13 protein-coding genes and 3 pseudogenes are annotated in these 15,103 nt (G+C 56.3%); 7 read left to right on the forward strand and 9 right to left on the reverse strand.

Features of this window, described 5'->3' with window-relative positions; all coding sequences use genetic code 11:
- Positions 1 to 113 precede the first annotated feature (113 nt).
- The 3 genes from NJU76_RS23640 to NJU76_RS23650 form a co-directional block, all read right to left on the reverse strand.
- Positions 114 to 539, reverse strand: coding sequence for a universal stress protein (locus tag NJU76_RS23640; protein WP_254532885.1), 426 nt, complete (start codon positions 537 to 539; stop codon positions 114 to 116).
- A gap of 414 nt (positions 540 to 953) precedes the next feature.
- The gene (locus NJU76_RS23645) at positions 954 to 1,790 is read right to left on the reverse strand and encodes an MBL fold metallo-hydrolase (protein WP_254532886.1); all 837 of its coding nucleotides are present in this window, start codon (positions 1,788 to 1,790) and stop codon (positions 954 to 956) included.
- 711 nt (positions 1,791 to 2,501) lie between these two features.
- Complete coding sequence (locus NJU76_RS23650; protein WP_254532887.1) at positions 2,502 to 3,485, reverse strand: endonuclease/exonuclease/phosphatase family protein; 984 nt, start codon at positions 3,483 to 3,485, stop codon at positions 2,502 to 2,504.
- A 92-nt stretch (positions 3,486 to 3,577) separates the two neighbouring features.
- Here NJU76_RS23650 and NJU76_RS23655 point away from each other — a divergent pair.
- Positions 3,578 to 3,800: pseudogene (locus tag NJU76_RS23655) on the forward strand (DMT family transporter); the annotation flags it as partial.
- Positions 3,801 to 3,932: 132 nt separating this feature from the next.
- Here NJU76_RS23655 and gdhB read toward each other — a convergent pair.
- From gdhB to NJU76_RS23670, 3 genes are all read right to left on the reverse strand, one after another.
- Positions 3,933 to 5,237, reverse strand: a complete 1,305-nt coding sequence (gene gdhB / locus NJU76_RS23660; protein WP_425604317.1) for a glutamate dehydrogenase GdhB — start codon at positions 5,235 to 5,237, stop codon at positions 3,933 to 3,935.
- Positions 5,238 to 5,239: 2 nt separating this feature from the next.
- Complete coding sequence (locus tag NJU76_RS23665) at positions 5,240 to 5,383, reverse strand: rubrerythrin-like domain-containing protein (RefSeq protein ID WP_254532888.1); 144 nt, start codon at positions 5,381 to 5,383, stop codon at positions 5,240 to 5,242.
- Positions 5,384 to 5,499: 116 nt separating this feature from the next.
- Positions 5,500 to 8,373 (reverse strand): bacterio-opsin activator domain-containing protein, encoded by a 2,874-nt coding sequence (locus NJU76_RS23670; RefSeq protein WP_254532889.1) that lies wholly within the window; start codon positions 8,371 to 8,373, stop codon positions 5,500 to 5,502.
- A 250-nt stretch (positions 8,374 to 8,623) separates the two neighbouring features.
- Between NJU76_RS23670 and NJU76_RS23675 the strand changes: the two genes are divergently transcribed.
- The 3 genes from NJU76_RS23675 to NJU76_RS23685 all read left to right on the forward strand — a co-directional run bounded on the left by NJU76_RS23675 (position 8,624) and on the right by NJU76_RS23685 (position 12,526).
- A complete protein-coding gene (locus NJU76_RS23675; protein WP_254532890.1) occupies positions 8,624 to 9,862 on the forward strand; it encodes an MFS transporter in 1,239 nt (412 codons plus the stop codon).
- Positions 9,863 to 9,988: 126 nt separating this feature from the next.
- On the forward strand, positions 9,989 to 11,161 hold the full coding sequence (locus tag NJU76_RS23680; RefSeq protein WP_254532891.1) for an ISH3 family transposase: 1,173 nt from the start codon (positions 9,989 to 9,991) through the stop codon (positions 11,159 to 11,161).
- A gap of 528 nt (positions 11,162 to 11,689) precedes the next feature.
- Positions 11,690 to 12,526, forward strand: a complete 837-nt coding sequence (locus NJU76_RS23685; protein WP_254532892.1) for a phosphosulfolactate synthase — start codon at positions 11,690 to 11,692, stop codon at positions 12,524 to 12,526.
- Positions 12,527 to 12,632: 106 nt separating this feature from the next.
- Here NJU76_RS23685 and NJU76_RS23690 read toward each other — a convergent pair.
- Positions 12,633 to 12,893, reverse strand: a pseudogene (locus NJU76_RS23690) (RNA-guided endonuclease TnpB family protein); the annotation flags it as partial.
- Here NJU76_RS23690 and NJU76_RS23695 point away from each other — a divergent pair.
- From NJU76_RS23695 to NJU76_RS23705, 3 genes and pseudogenes are all read left to right on the forward strand, one after another.
- Positions 12,864 to 13,213, forward strand: a pseudogene (locus tag NJU76_RS23695) (DUF7558 family protein). The pseudogenes NJU76_RS23690 and NJU76_RS23695 sit on opposite strands and share 30 nt — an antisense overlap.
- A 93-nt stretch (positions 13,214 to 13,306) precedes the next feature.
- The gene (locus NJU76_RS23700) at positions 13,307 to 13,666 is read left to right on the forward strand and encodes a MarR family transcriptional regulator (RefSeq protein WP_254532893.1); all 360 of its coding nucleotides are present in this window, start codon (positions 13,307 to 13,309) and stop codon (positions 13,664 to 13,666) included.
- A complete protein-coding gene (locus NJU76_RS23705; protein WP_254532894.1) occupies positions 13,663 to 14,004 on the forward strand; it encodes a type II toxin-antitoxin system PemK/MazF family toxin in 342 nt (113 codons plus the stop codon). The genes NJU76_RS23700 and NJU76_RS23705 overlap by 4 nt, the downstream gene beginning before the upstream one ends.
- A gap of 198 nt (positions 14,005 to 14,202) precedes the next feature.
- Here the strand turns inward: NJU76_RS23705 and NJU76_RS23710 are convergent, their stop codons facing one another.
- Positions 14,203 to 14,679, reverse strand: a complete 477-nt coding sequence (locus tag NJU76_RS23710; RefSeq protein ID WP_254532895.1) for an arsenate reductase/protein-tyrosine-phosphatase family protein — start codon at positions 14,677 to 14,679, stop codon at positions 14,203 to 14,205.
- Positions 14,676 to 15,065, reverse strand: a complete 390-nt coding sequence (locus NJU76_RS23715; protein ID WP_254532896.1) for an ArsR/SmtB family transcription factor — start codon at positions 15,063 to 15,065, stop codon at positions 14,676 to 14,678. Before NJU76_RS23715 ends, NJU76_RS23710 begins: the two co-directional genes overlap by 4 nt.
- Positions 15,066 to 15,103: the final 38 nt, after the last annotated feature.

Raw genomic sequence — 15,103 nt, forward strand, 5'->3', positions numbered from 1 at the left:
GAGTCGCAAGAACGGTTTAAATTCACTATTTTTACATGTAATGATTACGATTTAACCGATTTCAATATTCTTCGGTGCAGGTAGTCGGAGTCGTCGAAGGGACCTCCAACTATCTACCGAACTGTCGTCACCGGAACTGGCGCCCGTCTCGTTACCGCTTCTGCGACGCTCCCGAGGAGAACCCGCGTCGGTCCAGAGCGCCCATGGCTCCCAATGACGACGTGGTCGATGTCATTGTTCTCGATGTACTCGGTGATCGCCCGCGCTGGTTCTCCGCGAACGAGCTCGGTGTCGATTTCGATGCCCTGCTCGGCCGCATGTTCTCGGGCCGTCTCGAGCCGTTCTTCACTTGCCTCGTGTAATTGCTCGAGAAATTCATCTCTATACAGGAACCCTTCGTCCCCGTGCGTGGCGGTGCTATCGAGTTGAAGAACGTGCAGCACAGTAATGTGTTCGTCGGGGTACTCCTCGAGCGCGTACTCGAGTGCCTTCGTTGCCTGATCAGACTGATCGATCGGAACGAGGATATTTCGTCCCATAGTTGGTCGTGTCTTCGGTCGCATATATTGTCACCCATTCATCGAATATCTGTCGCGTCTGGTTGGGGAGCCGTTCGGATCGAGTTCGCGCGAAACAGTCACTGAAATGATCTATCACGCGACCCGAAGTCGGGCAGCGAGAGACCGATACCGTCAGACGGACCGGTGACCGCTCCGCTTTCAATTCTCTGGCGTGCGATTCCGAATCTCGTCCAATCTTCGGTGCCCCGTCGCGGGTCCCGTCTACTGGAGGACGAAGGTCGCGACGTGATCGCCGAGTCGGACGGTGTGAAACGGCATGTACTCGATACGTGACGGCCCATTCGACCGATTCTTCGGACGGAACGAGCCGAGTTCTCGTGGGCCGATTCCGAGGCGGTTCACTGGGCGTGTGGAAGATCACACCGCCGCCGACTAGTCGTCTTTCGTCAGTACTTCGGCGGGACCGATCCGGTACGAGCGGGCCTCCCCCCAGTCTGTCTCGACGAGTTCGTACTCGCGTTCCCCCTCGAGGATTTCCCCGAGTCCCTGGTGAAGGTCGTCGAGAAGGGACAACCCCTCGCCCGATATTGGTTCGTTGTGACTCGTCGTGAGAACGTCGAAGATGCCGTCGTCCCGCAAGTCACAGAGGCGGGCGAGCGACTCGCGGTAATCCTGGAGGTTACAGTCTTCGAACATGACGTATAGCCCCCGGTCAAAGTGAACAACGTCACCCCCGTAGAGGACGTTCGTTTCCGGGTCTAGAACGCCGAGGTGTCCGGGCGAGTGTCCAGGAAGGTGGTATATCTCGAGGGATCGGTCGCCGAGATCGATCCCCTCGGCTACTGGCGCCGGCGATGCGTCGAACGGTTCGACGGTGTACTTGTCGGGGTCGACGTCGTCGGGAAACTCGTTGCCAGCGTCGAACCACCGGGTCTTGAATCGCGCCGGCCGCTGGGTGAACTCGTCGGTCAGACTGTCGATAGCGACGCGACCGTCCGCGGGGAGTTCGTCGGGCCCGACGAACACGTCGTCGAACTGGGCGGCCGCTCCGATGTGATCCCAGTGGGTGTGGGTGAGCACCAGTTCGATCGGCGTGTCGACCAGGTCGTCCGCCAAGGTTCGCAACTCGCCGACTCCGATGCCTGCGTCGAGTACGACCGACCGTTCGCTGCCTTCGATCAGGAAGAGTCCGTATCCGTCGCCCTCGACGATGCGGTAGCTCCGATCCGTAAGCCTCGAGACTTCGTACCACTCGTCCGTCGCATTCATCGTCTCGACTACGTCGCTGGAGGGCAAAAAAGATCGACCCTGTCGGCGGACCGTCTCGACCCCAACTCACGATGTTTCGTGGGGTCATAGCGTGTCGAGGGACGACCGGAATGCTCTGAACAATCGCTGGACTACGAGGACCTCGAGATCGGTTAGCTGGCGCTCGCTGATGGGACGGTTTGAAGAGGTACATAGAAGAGCTACATGGACTCTCCGAGGACCGCCGTTACGGGGAACGCCGTCGACGGGATGGTCACCGCACCCGCCGAAAGGACGCGCCGAACTCGCGCCTACTCCACACGCTGATACCCGTCAGGAAGTCAGTGTTTCAGGTGTGTAAGAGCAGTCTCCCGAAAATCACCTGCCCCTGCCGTTCATTTCGTTCAGCTGAACGTCAGTGAGGACGTGCTGTCCGTCGGACGACTCCTGTCGTTGCTGATGGATAGTCCGATACGTCTGATTTCGATCGAGATCACGAAATGTGATCAGAAAGGTCGGCTACGGCGAATCGGCTTCAGTATCGCTGATCTGGCGGCGTGCACGTCGCCCGTCGTGCGACCCTCGTAGTTGCCCCAGAAGTCCGCGTAGTTCTTGAAGTGGACCGTGTGTCGGTCGCACCCGTAGGGAGGTCTCTGTAACCGTGGTAAGTAGTACGTCTCAGTGATAGATGAGCGTTGTTGACGACGCTGTCGTCATCCGTCGGGCGAACAGTCACAATTCGAACTCCGCCCAGAGCGGGTAGTGATCTGAGATCCGCCAGGCGAGTTGATCCCGCTCCAGCCGCCGCCGGGGAAGTGCGACGTCCCGGAAATCGAAGTGGCCCCCTCGGCGGTACGTGAGCGACAGCGCCGGCCGGTCTCTGTCCTCCGTAAACCACGCAATCTGATCGTAGAACTTCTCCCGATCCGGGTGGGCGGAGTCGCTGGAGATAGTGCGGGGGACCCGATGGAGGTCTTCGGGCACGTGGAGTCCCGTGGACGTGAACGCCTCGTAGCGGTCGTCACCGTGTCGGTCGATGTTGAAATCGCCGAGGGCGATCAGGTTGTGGTCCCACGAGTTGACGTCCCGCGCCCACTCGTCCAGCCAGCGTGCGATGGCCCGGAGTTCCGGCGTCCGTTCGTGTACCGAGTCCCCGTAGAGAACGTGCAAGGTCACGAGAATAAACGTCTCTCCACCGCACCGGAAGCTCACTGCGTATGGCGTCCGGGCGAACTGGCGCTGAAGCGCGCTGGGTTCGAGCGGTTCCTCGCGGTCGAGCCACTCATCCGGAATGACGAGTTCGCCGGCGAGTCCACTCATCTGGATTTTTCGCCGATCGAAGAGGAAGGCAAGCCGCTCGTTCCGGCCGCGGTGGCCCCGGGTGGTGTCCGTGAGGACGAGCCCCCAGTCCGATCCGAGAACCTTCAGCGTGTGACGGAGGGCCTTGAGGTCACCGTAAACCTCCTGTATCGCGATGACGTCGAAGCGACGGAGGATTTCGGCGATAACCCGGATCGAGTGGAGGTCCCGCTTGGGACTGTCGTCCTCGTCAGCGACCCACTTCTCCGTGAGTCCGCCGAAGGCCTTGAGGTTCCACGTCGCCAGCAGGAGGTTGTCGTCGAGGGTTCGTTCGGGGAGCGACCCGTGGAGCGCTTCGTCGAGTCCGTCGAGGTCCTCTTGAATCTCCGGTGGGGGCGTGTCGGTGACGTGTGACATTTACACACATAGGTACTCCGAGCACGAAAGTGAAGGTTTCGACGACCAAACACTTCCGTAACCGGGCACTCGTCGCCTACCGTCGTCGTGTCGTCGCATCGTCATCTCCTTTGGTGGTGCTCGCGATAGTAGTCCAGGATCTGCCGGTCGGGACCGCGTACGTTGTCTGGACAGGGATCCGCGCCGTGGAAACTGCTTCGCTCGGCATCGTGCTATTCGACGAACCAGTGACGAGTGTTCGCCACTCGCCTCTCGTTTCTGTCCGTATTTATCTTTGGTATTGTCGGCCTCCACCTCGTCTCTGATGGCCAGTGAACTGCCCCTGCCTACTCGCTTGCATGCGCTCGCCTCTACGTACCTGATAGACGACACCCGAAATACCCGGAAAATTCCTGTTCGAGCAGTGTCGATGGGTCTGTGATCGCTTAATCGGGGGGAGACTCCTCGTTAGGGCCAGAGCCCTCGAGCTTCGTGGGCTTCAGCGATCCGCGAGAGTGCCACGATGTAGGCAGCATCTCGCCACGTTACTTTACGGCTGTCATATTCGTCTTTGACGACTTCCCACGCCGTCAGCATCTCTTCTTCGAGTTCATTGTGAACGCGTTCAAGCGACCAGGCTCGACGGTTGATATCCTGTAGCCACTCGAAGTAGCTTACTGTGACACCACCGGCGTTAGCCAGAATATCCGGGATGACCGGGATTGCTCGTTCCGTGAAGATTTGGTCGGCTGCGCTCGTTATCGGACCGTTAGCGCCCTCAACGATGATATCTGCCATCACATCATTGGCGTTCTCGGCTGTGAGGACGTTTCCAATCGCAGCGGGAATGAGGACGTCTACGTCGAGTTCGAGCAACTCTGTGTTGGTAACGGTTTCCGGTGCGTCGTACCCCATCACAGCCTCCGGCTCCTCGTAGTGTGATGGAATTGTGTGTGTGTCGAGGCCGTTCGCATCGTAGATGCCTCCGTTGACGTCGCTTACCGCTACGACATTTGCACCCCAATCATCGAGGAGCCGTGCGGCATTCGATCCGACGCTCCCATATCCTTGGATAGCGACGGTCGACTCTTTCACATCCTTCTCGTAATACTCGATTGCTTCTCGAGCGATAATGGCGACACTTCGACCAGGTGCTTCGTCACGCCCTTCACTCCCGCCGACAACCGGTGGCTTCCCGGTTACGACCCCCGGAACGGTTTCGCCTTCCTGCATCGAATAGGCGTCCATCAACCATGCCATCGTCTGGGGATCTGTCCCCATGTCTGGTGCGGGAATATCCACAGTCGGGCCGATCACTCCCCGAATTTCCTCGGCGAACCGCCGTGTGAGTCGTTCCTTCTCGTCGTCGCTCAGTTCCTTCGGATTGACAGCAACACCGCCTTTCGCCCCGCCAAAGGGGAGATTCATCACGGCACACTTCCACGTCATCCACATTCCGAGGCCGACACATTCGTCCCTCGTGACATCTGGATGGTAGCGGAGGCCACCCTTATACGGCCCACGAACGCTATCGTGTCGAGCCCGATAGCCGGTGAATACCTCTACGTTCCCATCATCGCGTTTGATCGGGACCGTAACTTCGTGAACTTTCTTCGGATACTTGAGACGCTCGACGATATTCGGATCGATGTCGAGGTGATCCGCAGCGTGCTGTAACTGGCGACGGGCAGTTTCCAGAGCGGATTCAACTTCGGTTGGCTCAGACCCTGTTACCGTCTCTTCGTCCATGACGGGACTGGATTGTGATGCCATACTTATTCGAGGGATACTCGGCGATTACGCATCGGCCCACCACAGTCGGGGCACTGACTCGGGGTGTTTTCAACGATAACGATCTTGCCACACTCAAAGCACTCGTACGGAGATTCTTCGTCAAGGTCAATTTCGACATCTTTCATTGTGGGTTCACGAGTGCCGGGAATTGGAGCAGGCACTCTACTAATTATAATAGGTGTATAAGGGAATATTCGATAGTTCGTTATCACACGTTGCCTGTCAATCGAGGGTGTGATAGTCAACCCTTGAGTTGAGCGAGTGAATGATTGCTTTCTTCGAACAATGTACTGAACAGTTTTCGCTGGACTGTCCGAGTATGTCGATAGAAGGCCGTCGAAGAGATATCTAACGTCTCGGCGACCTCTTCCCCAGTACTTCGTCGCGGTGATTCGAAGAACCCACTGTAGTGGGCCGTCTGAATGACTTCTAACTGTCGCTCAGTCAATTCGTCCAGGAATCTCGAATACAAATCGTATTCAGCCGCGTGGTCGAGAGTTTGTTTAGAACGCAATTCAACGCCTGAAAACGTCTCACGGACGAGTTGCAGGATATTTCGCACGACAATACTCCCTGGGACATCGATAACCAAGGTTGTCGCTGTTGGACCGGCTGTGGCTTCCCGGAAAACAGCTCCATGGTCTGCTAATTCTAAGGCCAAAAACGGTTGTGATAGCTGTAACCGTAAGACGCTACCTTCCCCATCATGGCTAATCGTCTGTACTTTATCAATTGCGACGAGATTGGCGGCGGCGCTCTTGACTTCGTCGGTAGTACCCTCTTCGACGGTTACGAACACGTAGCGCCCGTCACTAGTTTGTTGGACGCCACCGTGGTATGACAGTCTACAATCCGTGTCTCGAGCCAGCCGTGTCAACACGAACGAGGGATCGTCGATAGTAAACTCAACCCGGGTCATCGATGTCGTAAGTAAGGCATTCTTTCGCTCAATGGCGCTGAGAGCTGATGCGACCGTCTCACCGAGTTCTGCCATAACTGCTTGTGTCGTTTCATCGAATGCATTCCGGCTCCGAGCGTACACCGTTAGGATACCGTGTGAGAGATCGTTATACACTAGTGGAATACTTAATACTGAGAGGTAGTCTCGAGCGAGGGCCTCCTTGCGCCATGGATCATCGTGGAGTCCAGTAGCGACATTTGGTATCATCGTCACCTCTCCAGTCGCTGCAGTCTGCTCCGCTGGCTCGGCATTCGACGTGTTCACAGAGAACGACTGGCTATCTAGATATCCTTGCCCATCACCTGCCCACACTCGCGGTTCGATAGCCTCAGCCGGTGAATCCACTGCTCCAATCCATGCAAACCGGAAACGATCGTCGTCAGTCAGCAACTCGCAGACGGTGTGATCAATTTCCTCCCGGGTTTCAGCCTGGACGACAGCCTGGTCGATTTCTCGAATCGTTTCATTAATTCGATTCAGTTGGCTGAGCTGCTCATTCTGTTGCTGGAGCTTTCGGTCCTGTTCTCGAAGTCTGGATTCACGAGTTACTCGATCGAGAGCCGCTTCAGCCGTTGCCGCCAGCAAGTCTGCAAGTTCACGGGTTATCTCATCAAATGCACCGATGGTGTCTGAGCCGGCGACGAATACACCATGTTCCCCGAGTGGAATGTATGTTGCACTACGGAAATCTGTTGCCTGGTTTCTGAGCCGGTCAGCGTCATGCACATCGTCAAAGAACAGTGGATTGTTCTCGACGAAGCTATAACTCACAAGCGATTCGCCATCTGCATGAACGGTCGGTAGTGGACCGTTCAGTTCTTTCATCCGTGCTGAATGAGCAGCTGGTCGAAGATCGTTGGTGTCAGCATCAAAAAGATAGACAGCGCTCGCATCAAGATTGATGACATCTGGGGTATCATCGACGATATGTTGTGCGATTTCTTGATGTGTTTCAGCGTACAAGAAGTCGCGTGTCGTCTCCTGAAGCGTTGTCAACGCCTCTTCGCGCTGTTTTCGTTTCGTGATGTCTCGACAGCTATAGAGGAAGGTGCCGTCTTGAATTGAGACTTTCTGAACGTTGATTAAGAGTGTGTGTTCTCGGCCGGCCTTGTCGGTTGCCGTGCATTCTATGTTTTTTAACACGCCCTCCTCTGCCAGTTTGGCGCGATTGAAGAGATCCTCACCGAGTAGTTCGTCGATCGTCTTCATCTCGTAAATCTCCTCAGCTGTGTAGCCGAAGAGGAAGTGGACGTTCGGACAAACGTAGGTGTATTCACCATCTTCGTTCGTGATGAGGATCGTGTCGGTCATGTTACTGAGGGTGACACGATGGAGTTTCTCGGACGCACGCAAATTTTGCTCCAGATCGACTCGTTCAGTGATGTCGACACCCTCGACGACGATCGAGACGAGATCGCCTCTTTCGCTTTCAACGGGGCGAACTGAGAGATCGATGACCCGCGGGTCATCGATGTCTGGGGATTGTGTAATTACCGCGTTCCCAAACCTGCCATTCTGGGCCTTCTCTACGATCTGTTTAACGTCTGTCTGCGTACCATCTGAGCGAGTCCACCAAGGCTGTGCCCAGAACGGGTCACCGACGAGTGTATCAACAGGCTCATCAACCATGTCACGGGCCGTCTGATTCAAGCGAACAAGTGTACCCTGTGGATCAAGAACCCAGGTTGCCGTGCGAGAGTCGTTGAAGATGGCGTCAAATTGTCTGGCACGCTCCCGTTGGGTCGCTGTACGCTGTGCAGTCCGAATTGCCTGTTCTGTTCGCTCTAGAAGTTCTTCCATTTCCTGCCTGATGGAATCTGTGAGGGCGACGTAATCGGTGACGCCCGCGCGGATAGATTCACTGGCGATTGTCTCATTTCCGGAACGAGTGGTCAGTATAGTAGGGAGACTGATAGTGGTGCTACGAACCTCACGAACTAATTCGATCCCTGTCGCATCTTCGAGCGTATATTCGCTAACGATACAGTCAATCGCTTCAGTTCGGACCACATCATGTGCCTCTTCTTTGGTCACGACCCGTTGCACTGTCGCCTCTGTACGTGTTTCGAGTGTCTGTGCGAATTGTCCAGTCCATGCGGTATTCCCGACGATCAGAAGGCTCGCCGAATCAAGAATCGCCTGATCGGATGTCATTTGTATCCAAAGTGCTTCAGCACACGAAGCTTAGCATCATCTCGAGATTGTGGCCAATGTCGTCGGTCTGTGTTCAAGGACATAGCTACCGATAGTGTATTATATAACCCCACGACTCCAAAGAGGTTTTCTATCCAACCATTGGAGGTAACCATCCTAATACGTAAGCTAGCCCACATTCCATTAACAAATCTACAACCTCTTCTACTTTCGATTGAAGAATCAACGGACCTCATCCTATGTTCACGAAATGACCACCAAGACAAACGAATCCAAATCATCTGATCCCGAGGCAGGATCGGTTACGCAAACGAGCTACTCCACATGGGGACTCGTTGCCGGTACGAGTCTCATCTCAACAGGCTTAGCAGCCTATGAAATCGTCCCGGCGAGTGTTACCCCACTTATTCGTGACTCGCTACATATCGGCCCGACAAGTGCAGGCTTCCTCGTCGGAATCATGTTCGGCACCGCAGTAATTGCAAGTCTCCCAGTTGGAGCGGTGCTTGACCGGACGGATTCCAGGAATGCGATGACAATTTCGGTTCTTACACTCATTGTCGCAGGAACGTGGGGATGGATCGCTGGACAGCGTGGTGACTACCAATCGGTGATTGCATCACGAGCACTCGGTGGGATCGCCTACGTCGTCGTCTGGAACGCTGGCATCGATATCGTGAGTCGGGCAGCGACCAGCGAGAATCGCGCAACAGCGGTCGGAATTTTTACCGCGAGTGGCCCGATTGGATTCGCGCTTGGTCAAGGAACTGGTCCACTGATTGCTCATCGATTCGGGTGGCCCGTTATCTTCCTCGCGTTTACGGGGGTCGCAGTAGTCGGCCTCGTCGTATTCTGGCCGGCAAGTCGAGGGCTTGGGGCCAGACGGGGAGACGCTCCCTCGGTTCAGGAACTCGGCGCAGTCCTCCGGAACCGGAGGATCTGGTCAGTCGGGCTGCTTGGCTTTCTCGCCTACTCGTTATACCTGTTCGTGAATAGCTGGGGCGCATCGTATCTCACGACTGAACTTGAACTGTCACTGGCAGTGAGTGGGTTCTCAGTGGCAGTGTTCCCCGCGATTGGGGTCGTCTCCAGAATCAGTAGTGGACTCCTGTCTGACCGTGTTTTTGGTGGTCGTCGCCAACCTATCGTCCTTGGATCCTTCGCAGTTGCTGCTCCGCTCGTGCTCGTCTTTACGCGATTTCAGTCACTTCCACTGCTCGTTGCACTCCTGGTCCTCATCGGATTCGCTGTTCAGCTGACCCTGGGCTTGTCCTTCACGTACGTCCGCGAGGTCGTCGATTCGCGGGTCGCTGCGACAGCGGTCGCATTCCAGACGAGTGTTGGATTGACAGGTGCGTTTCTTGCCCCGATTGCAGGCGGCATCGTTGTCGACGTATCTGGGTTCGATACGGCGTTCCTGCTCGCTGGGCTCCTCGCTATCTGTGGAATTGCGGTCGCATGGCGAGCACCAGAACCAGGTTACTCGTAATTGAGTTCTCATCGTAGCTTTGCACGTTGAATGTCTCTCAATTTCCCATTTTCGGTACTTCCCGACTGGTGTGAGAGCTGAAGCTAAAGCGTGGGTCTGATGAGGAAGATGTCTGGTTGAGTGAATGTGTTCAAAACCCCTCAGCCAGACGGTGTTCTTTCGGACTCGGACGTGAAAGATTTAGCGGAAGACGTCATCTGCCAGCTCCCTTTGCCAGGGATCGTGGGCTCGCCCCTCGATCCCGGCGATATCTGGGCTGTCGTGGTTCTTGCAGCAGTGAACCAGACATCCATCTGGGAGACGTGCAAGGACAACGACAACGCTGCCTGTGACGATACTGTCATGGACTGGCTACATACGCTCAACCGAGAGTGGCTTGAGCGGGTTGCTAACCGCCTTCTCAAGGAGTTGGCGATGACGATCCTCGACCCTGATCGGTCGAGGATCGTCTCCATTGACTTCGTCGATAACCCCTACCACGGAACGTACGCCGATGAAGAAGGTGAACTCTGCCGCATGCACGCAAAAGACGGAACAACGACGTGCCACCGGTACTGCACGGCGTATCTCGTCTCGAACGGAAAGCCAGTGACATTGGCGATGACGTACGTCCGTAGTGATGAGAAAGAGGCCGACGCGGTCGAGCGCGTCCTCGACCGCGTCGAAGTCTATCCCTTCGAGATAGAGTTGCTCTTGGCTGATCGTGGCTTCTACAACGAACGTATTCTGCGCCGCTCACGGGAGATTGCTGCGACTGTCGTTCCCGTCCAAAAGAAGGGCAAGCGCATGAGGAAGAAGCTGGATACGCACTGCTCGTACATGACGACCTATCGGATGTACAAAGGCCGCGAGCGGGAATTCCAGTTCCCGCTCGCGGTCGCTGTGTCATATCACGCCGGAGATCGCGGGAAAAGCGGCGAGGTCGTTCGAGGCTATGTGGCGTGCGATCTAGCCGATCGTACGCCGAAACAAGTCGAACGACTCTATCGGAAACGGTCAGCGATCGAAACGAGCTACCGTGTATTTCGCCAAGCACGAGTGGTGACGACGACACAAGACCCAATCATCCGCTTCGCGTTCGTCCTGGTTGGATTCCTGTTGGAGAACCTCTGGCTTGTGCTTCGATGGGCGGTCGTCGCCCGCCCCCAGCGGGGCGGGCGCGACCTGCCCGAGGAATTCACGTTCAAGACCTTCTCTGACTGGATCAGACATGCATTAGAGGAAGAGCTAGAGCGGAGTTGGGAGATCGAGATGAACGGAACAGGTGTGCCAGAAGCATACGCGCCGGCCGCGGGCTGACGCCAGCCCGCGGCCTTGGGCAAGCTCCTGGTGAGCAACAGCATTCGTCTAGAACAGCGTATCTCAGCCTTCTTACTTTACTTCTCCTCATCCGTGGATTCTATTTCCTGTTCACTCAGTTACCACACGGCATTCACTCCGTTCGTCCATGACTCAGCACAGTTCACGAAGCGACGTTCGGGAAGTACCGATTTTGGCATTACTCACATGGTCAAGAAGGGTGCCTTCCAAGTCCATCTGACGAATCCGATGAGCTGTGACCAAGTTGAGTCGAAATTCCACAATACGGCCAGCACTAGGCTTGACGAAGATCACGGGATAACGTCGTTAGGACGGTCCGGGTTCTCGAGTCACACCCCCGATGATTTCGTTACCCTGCTAACGTCGGGCGTTGCAATGCTTCTTGAACAGAACTTAGCAGGCGGTTTCTGTCCTATGCATCTGGAAGATGACTCCCCCTAAAGTTCAAATCAAACTGACTGTCGCCCCCCTGACTAAGGCCGCAGAGAGCAAACGTACTACCAGATTATGGTAGACCGCACGTTCGACTTCCTGCATCACAACGAGCGCGAGGAAAAGCCCAGAGAGAAAGGAATCACAGAGATTCGAGGACCGTACTACGACCCCATGGGGCCGCGTGAGCTACGGGACATCTTGGAGACGATGGGGCAGTACGTGGACATCTACAAGTTCAGTGGCGGGTCGTTCGCGCTAATGCCTGAGGAGGCAGTGACGGAGTTAATCGAAATCTGCCACGAGTACGACGTCAAAGTCTCCACTGGGGGATTTGTCGAGAATGTCCTCATTCGTGACAACGACAAAGTCGAACAGTACTTCGAGGAGGCCGAACGGCTGGGGTTCGACATCGTCGAACTATCGAGTGGATTCCTCGCTATTGGGACCGACGATATGGTACGGATGACAGAGGTCGTGGCGAACGACTATGAGATCCAACCAAAACCGGAAATAAACGTCCAGTTCGGGGCAGGTGGTGCCACCGACCCCGAGATTCTCGAGGAACAGGGCCAGCAGGACCCCGAACAGGCTATTGAGGAGGGCCGTCGTCACTTAGATGCCGGCGCCGAGTTACTGATGGTCGAGGCCGAAGGCATCACTGAGGAGGTCACTGAGTGGCGAACTGACGTCGCCTACCAGATCGCCAACGAACTCGGGATCGAGAACCTTGTGTTCGAGGCACCAGGGCCGGAGATGTTTGAGTGGTACATCAAGAACTTCGGTCCTGAGATCAATTTGTTCGTCGATAACTCTCAGATTGTCGAACTAGAGTGCATGCGTTCGGGCCTGTGGGGGAAAGCGACCACCTGGGGCCGGACCGTCACTTGGAAGGACGACACCGATAGCTGAGCGACCATCCGTTCTCGGTTACCTTACTCTGACAATTCACCTGTGACATCCTCCCCGACGTGAGCGCCGGGGTTCCCCCTGCATAGGGAATCCAATCTGGCAGGTTTCAGTCCGAGTAGGCCGCGAGCGTCATCTGCGAGGATTTCTCGCTCGTCTCGCGGTGGACTGTGGCGCTGTCACTGGCGCTCCTGTTCCGAAGCGAGTCATTGCGTTCCGGTTCCCAAGGAACGCTCTCTCCCCACGGACCTACGCGGCCGGCGATGTTCGCCGCCGCGTTGATATCTGCGTGGAACTCTGTTACGTGGCAGTCGTCGTGTGGACAGACGAACTCTGCTTGCTGACTCCGGCGACCGAGGCGGTCGCTTGCTGGGCCGTCTGTGGCGCCTGCCCCGGTACCGAAGCTGGTGGGGCTTATACCTGGGGACAGGACGAACTGGTTACCTGTCCGATCTGTGTCGACTGTGCCATCCAGACGCGGCCAGATCCGACAAGCACAGTACGATCACCACGCGCCTGCGATAGATGGGGACTCATCGGTAACATGCTCGCCACACTCACGCGATTTCGTGTCGAACGTGGCCGTCTCGAAGGTCCGTTGCAACCGCGTGCGCGATGCAGTCCGTGTGGCCAGCCACGTACTGGACGCGCAATTTCGAGGAGCACCTCATTACGACGCCGACAGAGTGAATGACAGAGTCAGACCCGCCTTGAGACGTGAGTGTGCTCCTCCTGTAACAAACACCCAAAACAGCTATGGATCCACGGTACCAACACTGATCTATGTCGAGCGGCACCATCGATATCGACGAGTTCGAGAATGCCGATGACGACGAATTCGAGGAACGAAACGACACAGAGCGGATCGTGCTATTCCTCGACGAGAACGATGACCGAGCGTGGAAGGCAGCGATGATCGCTGAACAACTCGAACTAGATACGGACGCCGTCAGTGCGATCCTCTCACGACTGAAGGAACGAGGTCTTGTGCGGCACAAGCGCCCGTACTGGGCAATCACAGACAACGAGGACCGGCTTCGAGCCGCCTACCGGCTTCACCAGCACCACCAGACTGCAGACGAGCAGTACGGCGAGGAGCATCTCGACGAGTTGAAAACTAACGAGATGGAGGAAGTGCGGTGACCGCGTTCAATGAACTGGAACGTGGCGACATTATTTGGGGGACCGATCCACTCTCGGACAAAGGTCGTCCGATGCTTGTTCTGGGAGCATCTCGGTTCCCGAACCACGGCGTACAGCTTATTACCGTCCTGATTTCCACGAAAGCTTATCACGAAGAATCACTCACGCTCCACGATGACGACTACGAAGGCGAGCCACTCGGGGAGCGAAGTCACGTTCTTCCGTGGTCGTTCGCGACCCACAACAGTGCGACAGAGGTGGAATTTCATATGACCTCCCTTGTCGACGAACGCACCGAGGACGTGGCCACACAGTCGATCAGCTACATTTCCTCCTGAGCGAACGGTGCTGTCGTCAACGACGACACCGGGCGATCGAAGCGCGACATCGGAGCCGGTAACACGAATTCGTGGTGGCAGGACAACCAAGTCACCAACCCGATCTATGTCGATTGTGCCATCCAGACTACCGATCTCAGCTGCCTCATTCCAATCGACGAGTAGCGATGTTGAACCTCAATCGAGGTGGGAGGTGAATCAGTCGTCTAGCTCCAGTTCGTCGAACAAGTTCGTCACACGCTGTTTGATGTCGTCACGGATGCGCGCCACCTCTGCCGGGGATTTCCCATCTGGATCGGTCAAGTTCCAGTCGCGGTTCTCACCGGCCCAACCGGCAGGGCAGACGTCGTCTGCTGAACAGCCCATCGTGATCACGTAGTCGCTCCCCTGAATTTCCTCGAACGTCACTTCACGGGGCGTCCGATCATCGATATCGATGCCGATCTCTGCCATCGTATTCACAACTTCTGGGTGAACATGGTCGGCAGGCTGCGTTCCGCCAGTGATGAGTTCGAACCGCTCGTCGAGACGGCGGTCGGCGAGTTCGCGTTCGGCGAACGCGTAGGCCATCTGCGAGCGACCCGCGTTCTGCACGCACACGAAGGCGATACGAGTTCGATCGGTGTTAGTTTGAGCAGTGAGGTACCGGTCGTGGATGTTCAGGTCGTCGCTCATTCGCGCCCCTCGCGATCCGCGGTGGCGAACAGCTCGTCGGCCAGCGACGTACTCGAATAGTACCGCCAGTTTCCATCTTTTCGTCTGTCGACGAGCCCCGCGTCCGCGAGGTCCGAGAGCGCGTGGCTGACTGCGCTTTCGCTCACGTCAACGAGTGGTTCGAGTTCGCAAACACAGAGGTCGTCATCCGCCACAGACAGGAGGCGCGCTAAGCGATATCTGGTCTCGTTACCGAGGACAGTGAAAACCGGCGAGGCAATGTCATCTGCGAACGCCTCGTCGACGAGGGCGTCGAGTTCATCGAGGCGTTGCTCGATATCGTCATCGCGGCAACTCCCAACCTCGTCGGCAATGAGTCGCCGCAGTCGTGTCGCTATCTCAGCCATACCATCTAATTGAATGATGGTACATATAGATCTCGCGG

The organism is Natrinema gelatinilyticum (assembly GCF_024266705.1).
Taxonomy (GTDB): Archaea; Halobacteriota; Halobacteria; order Halobacteriales; family Natrialbaceae; genus Natrinema; species Natrinema gelatinilyticum.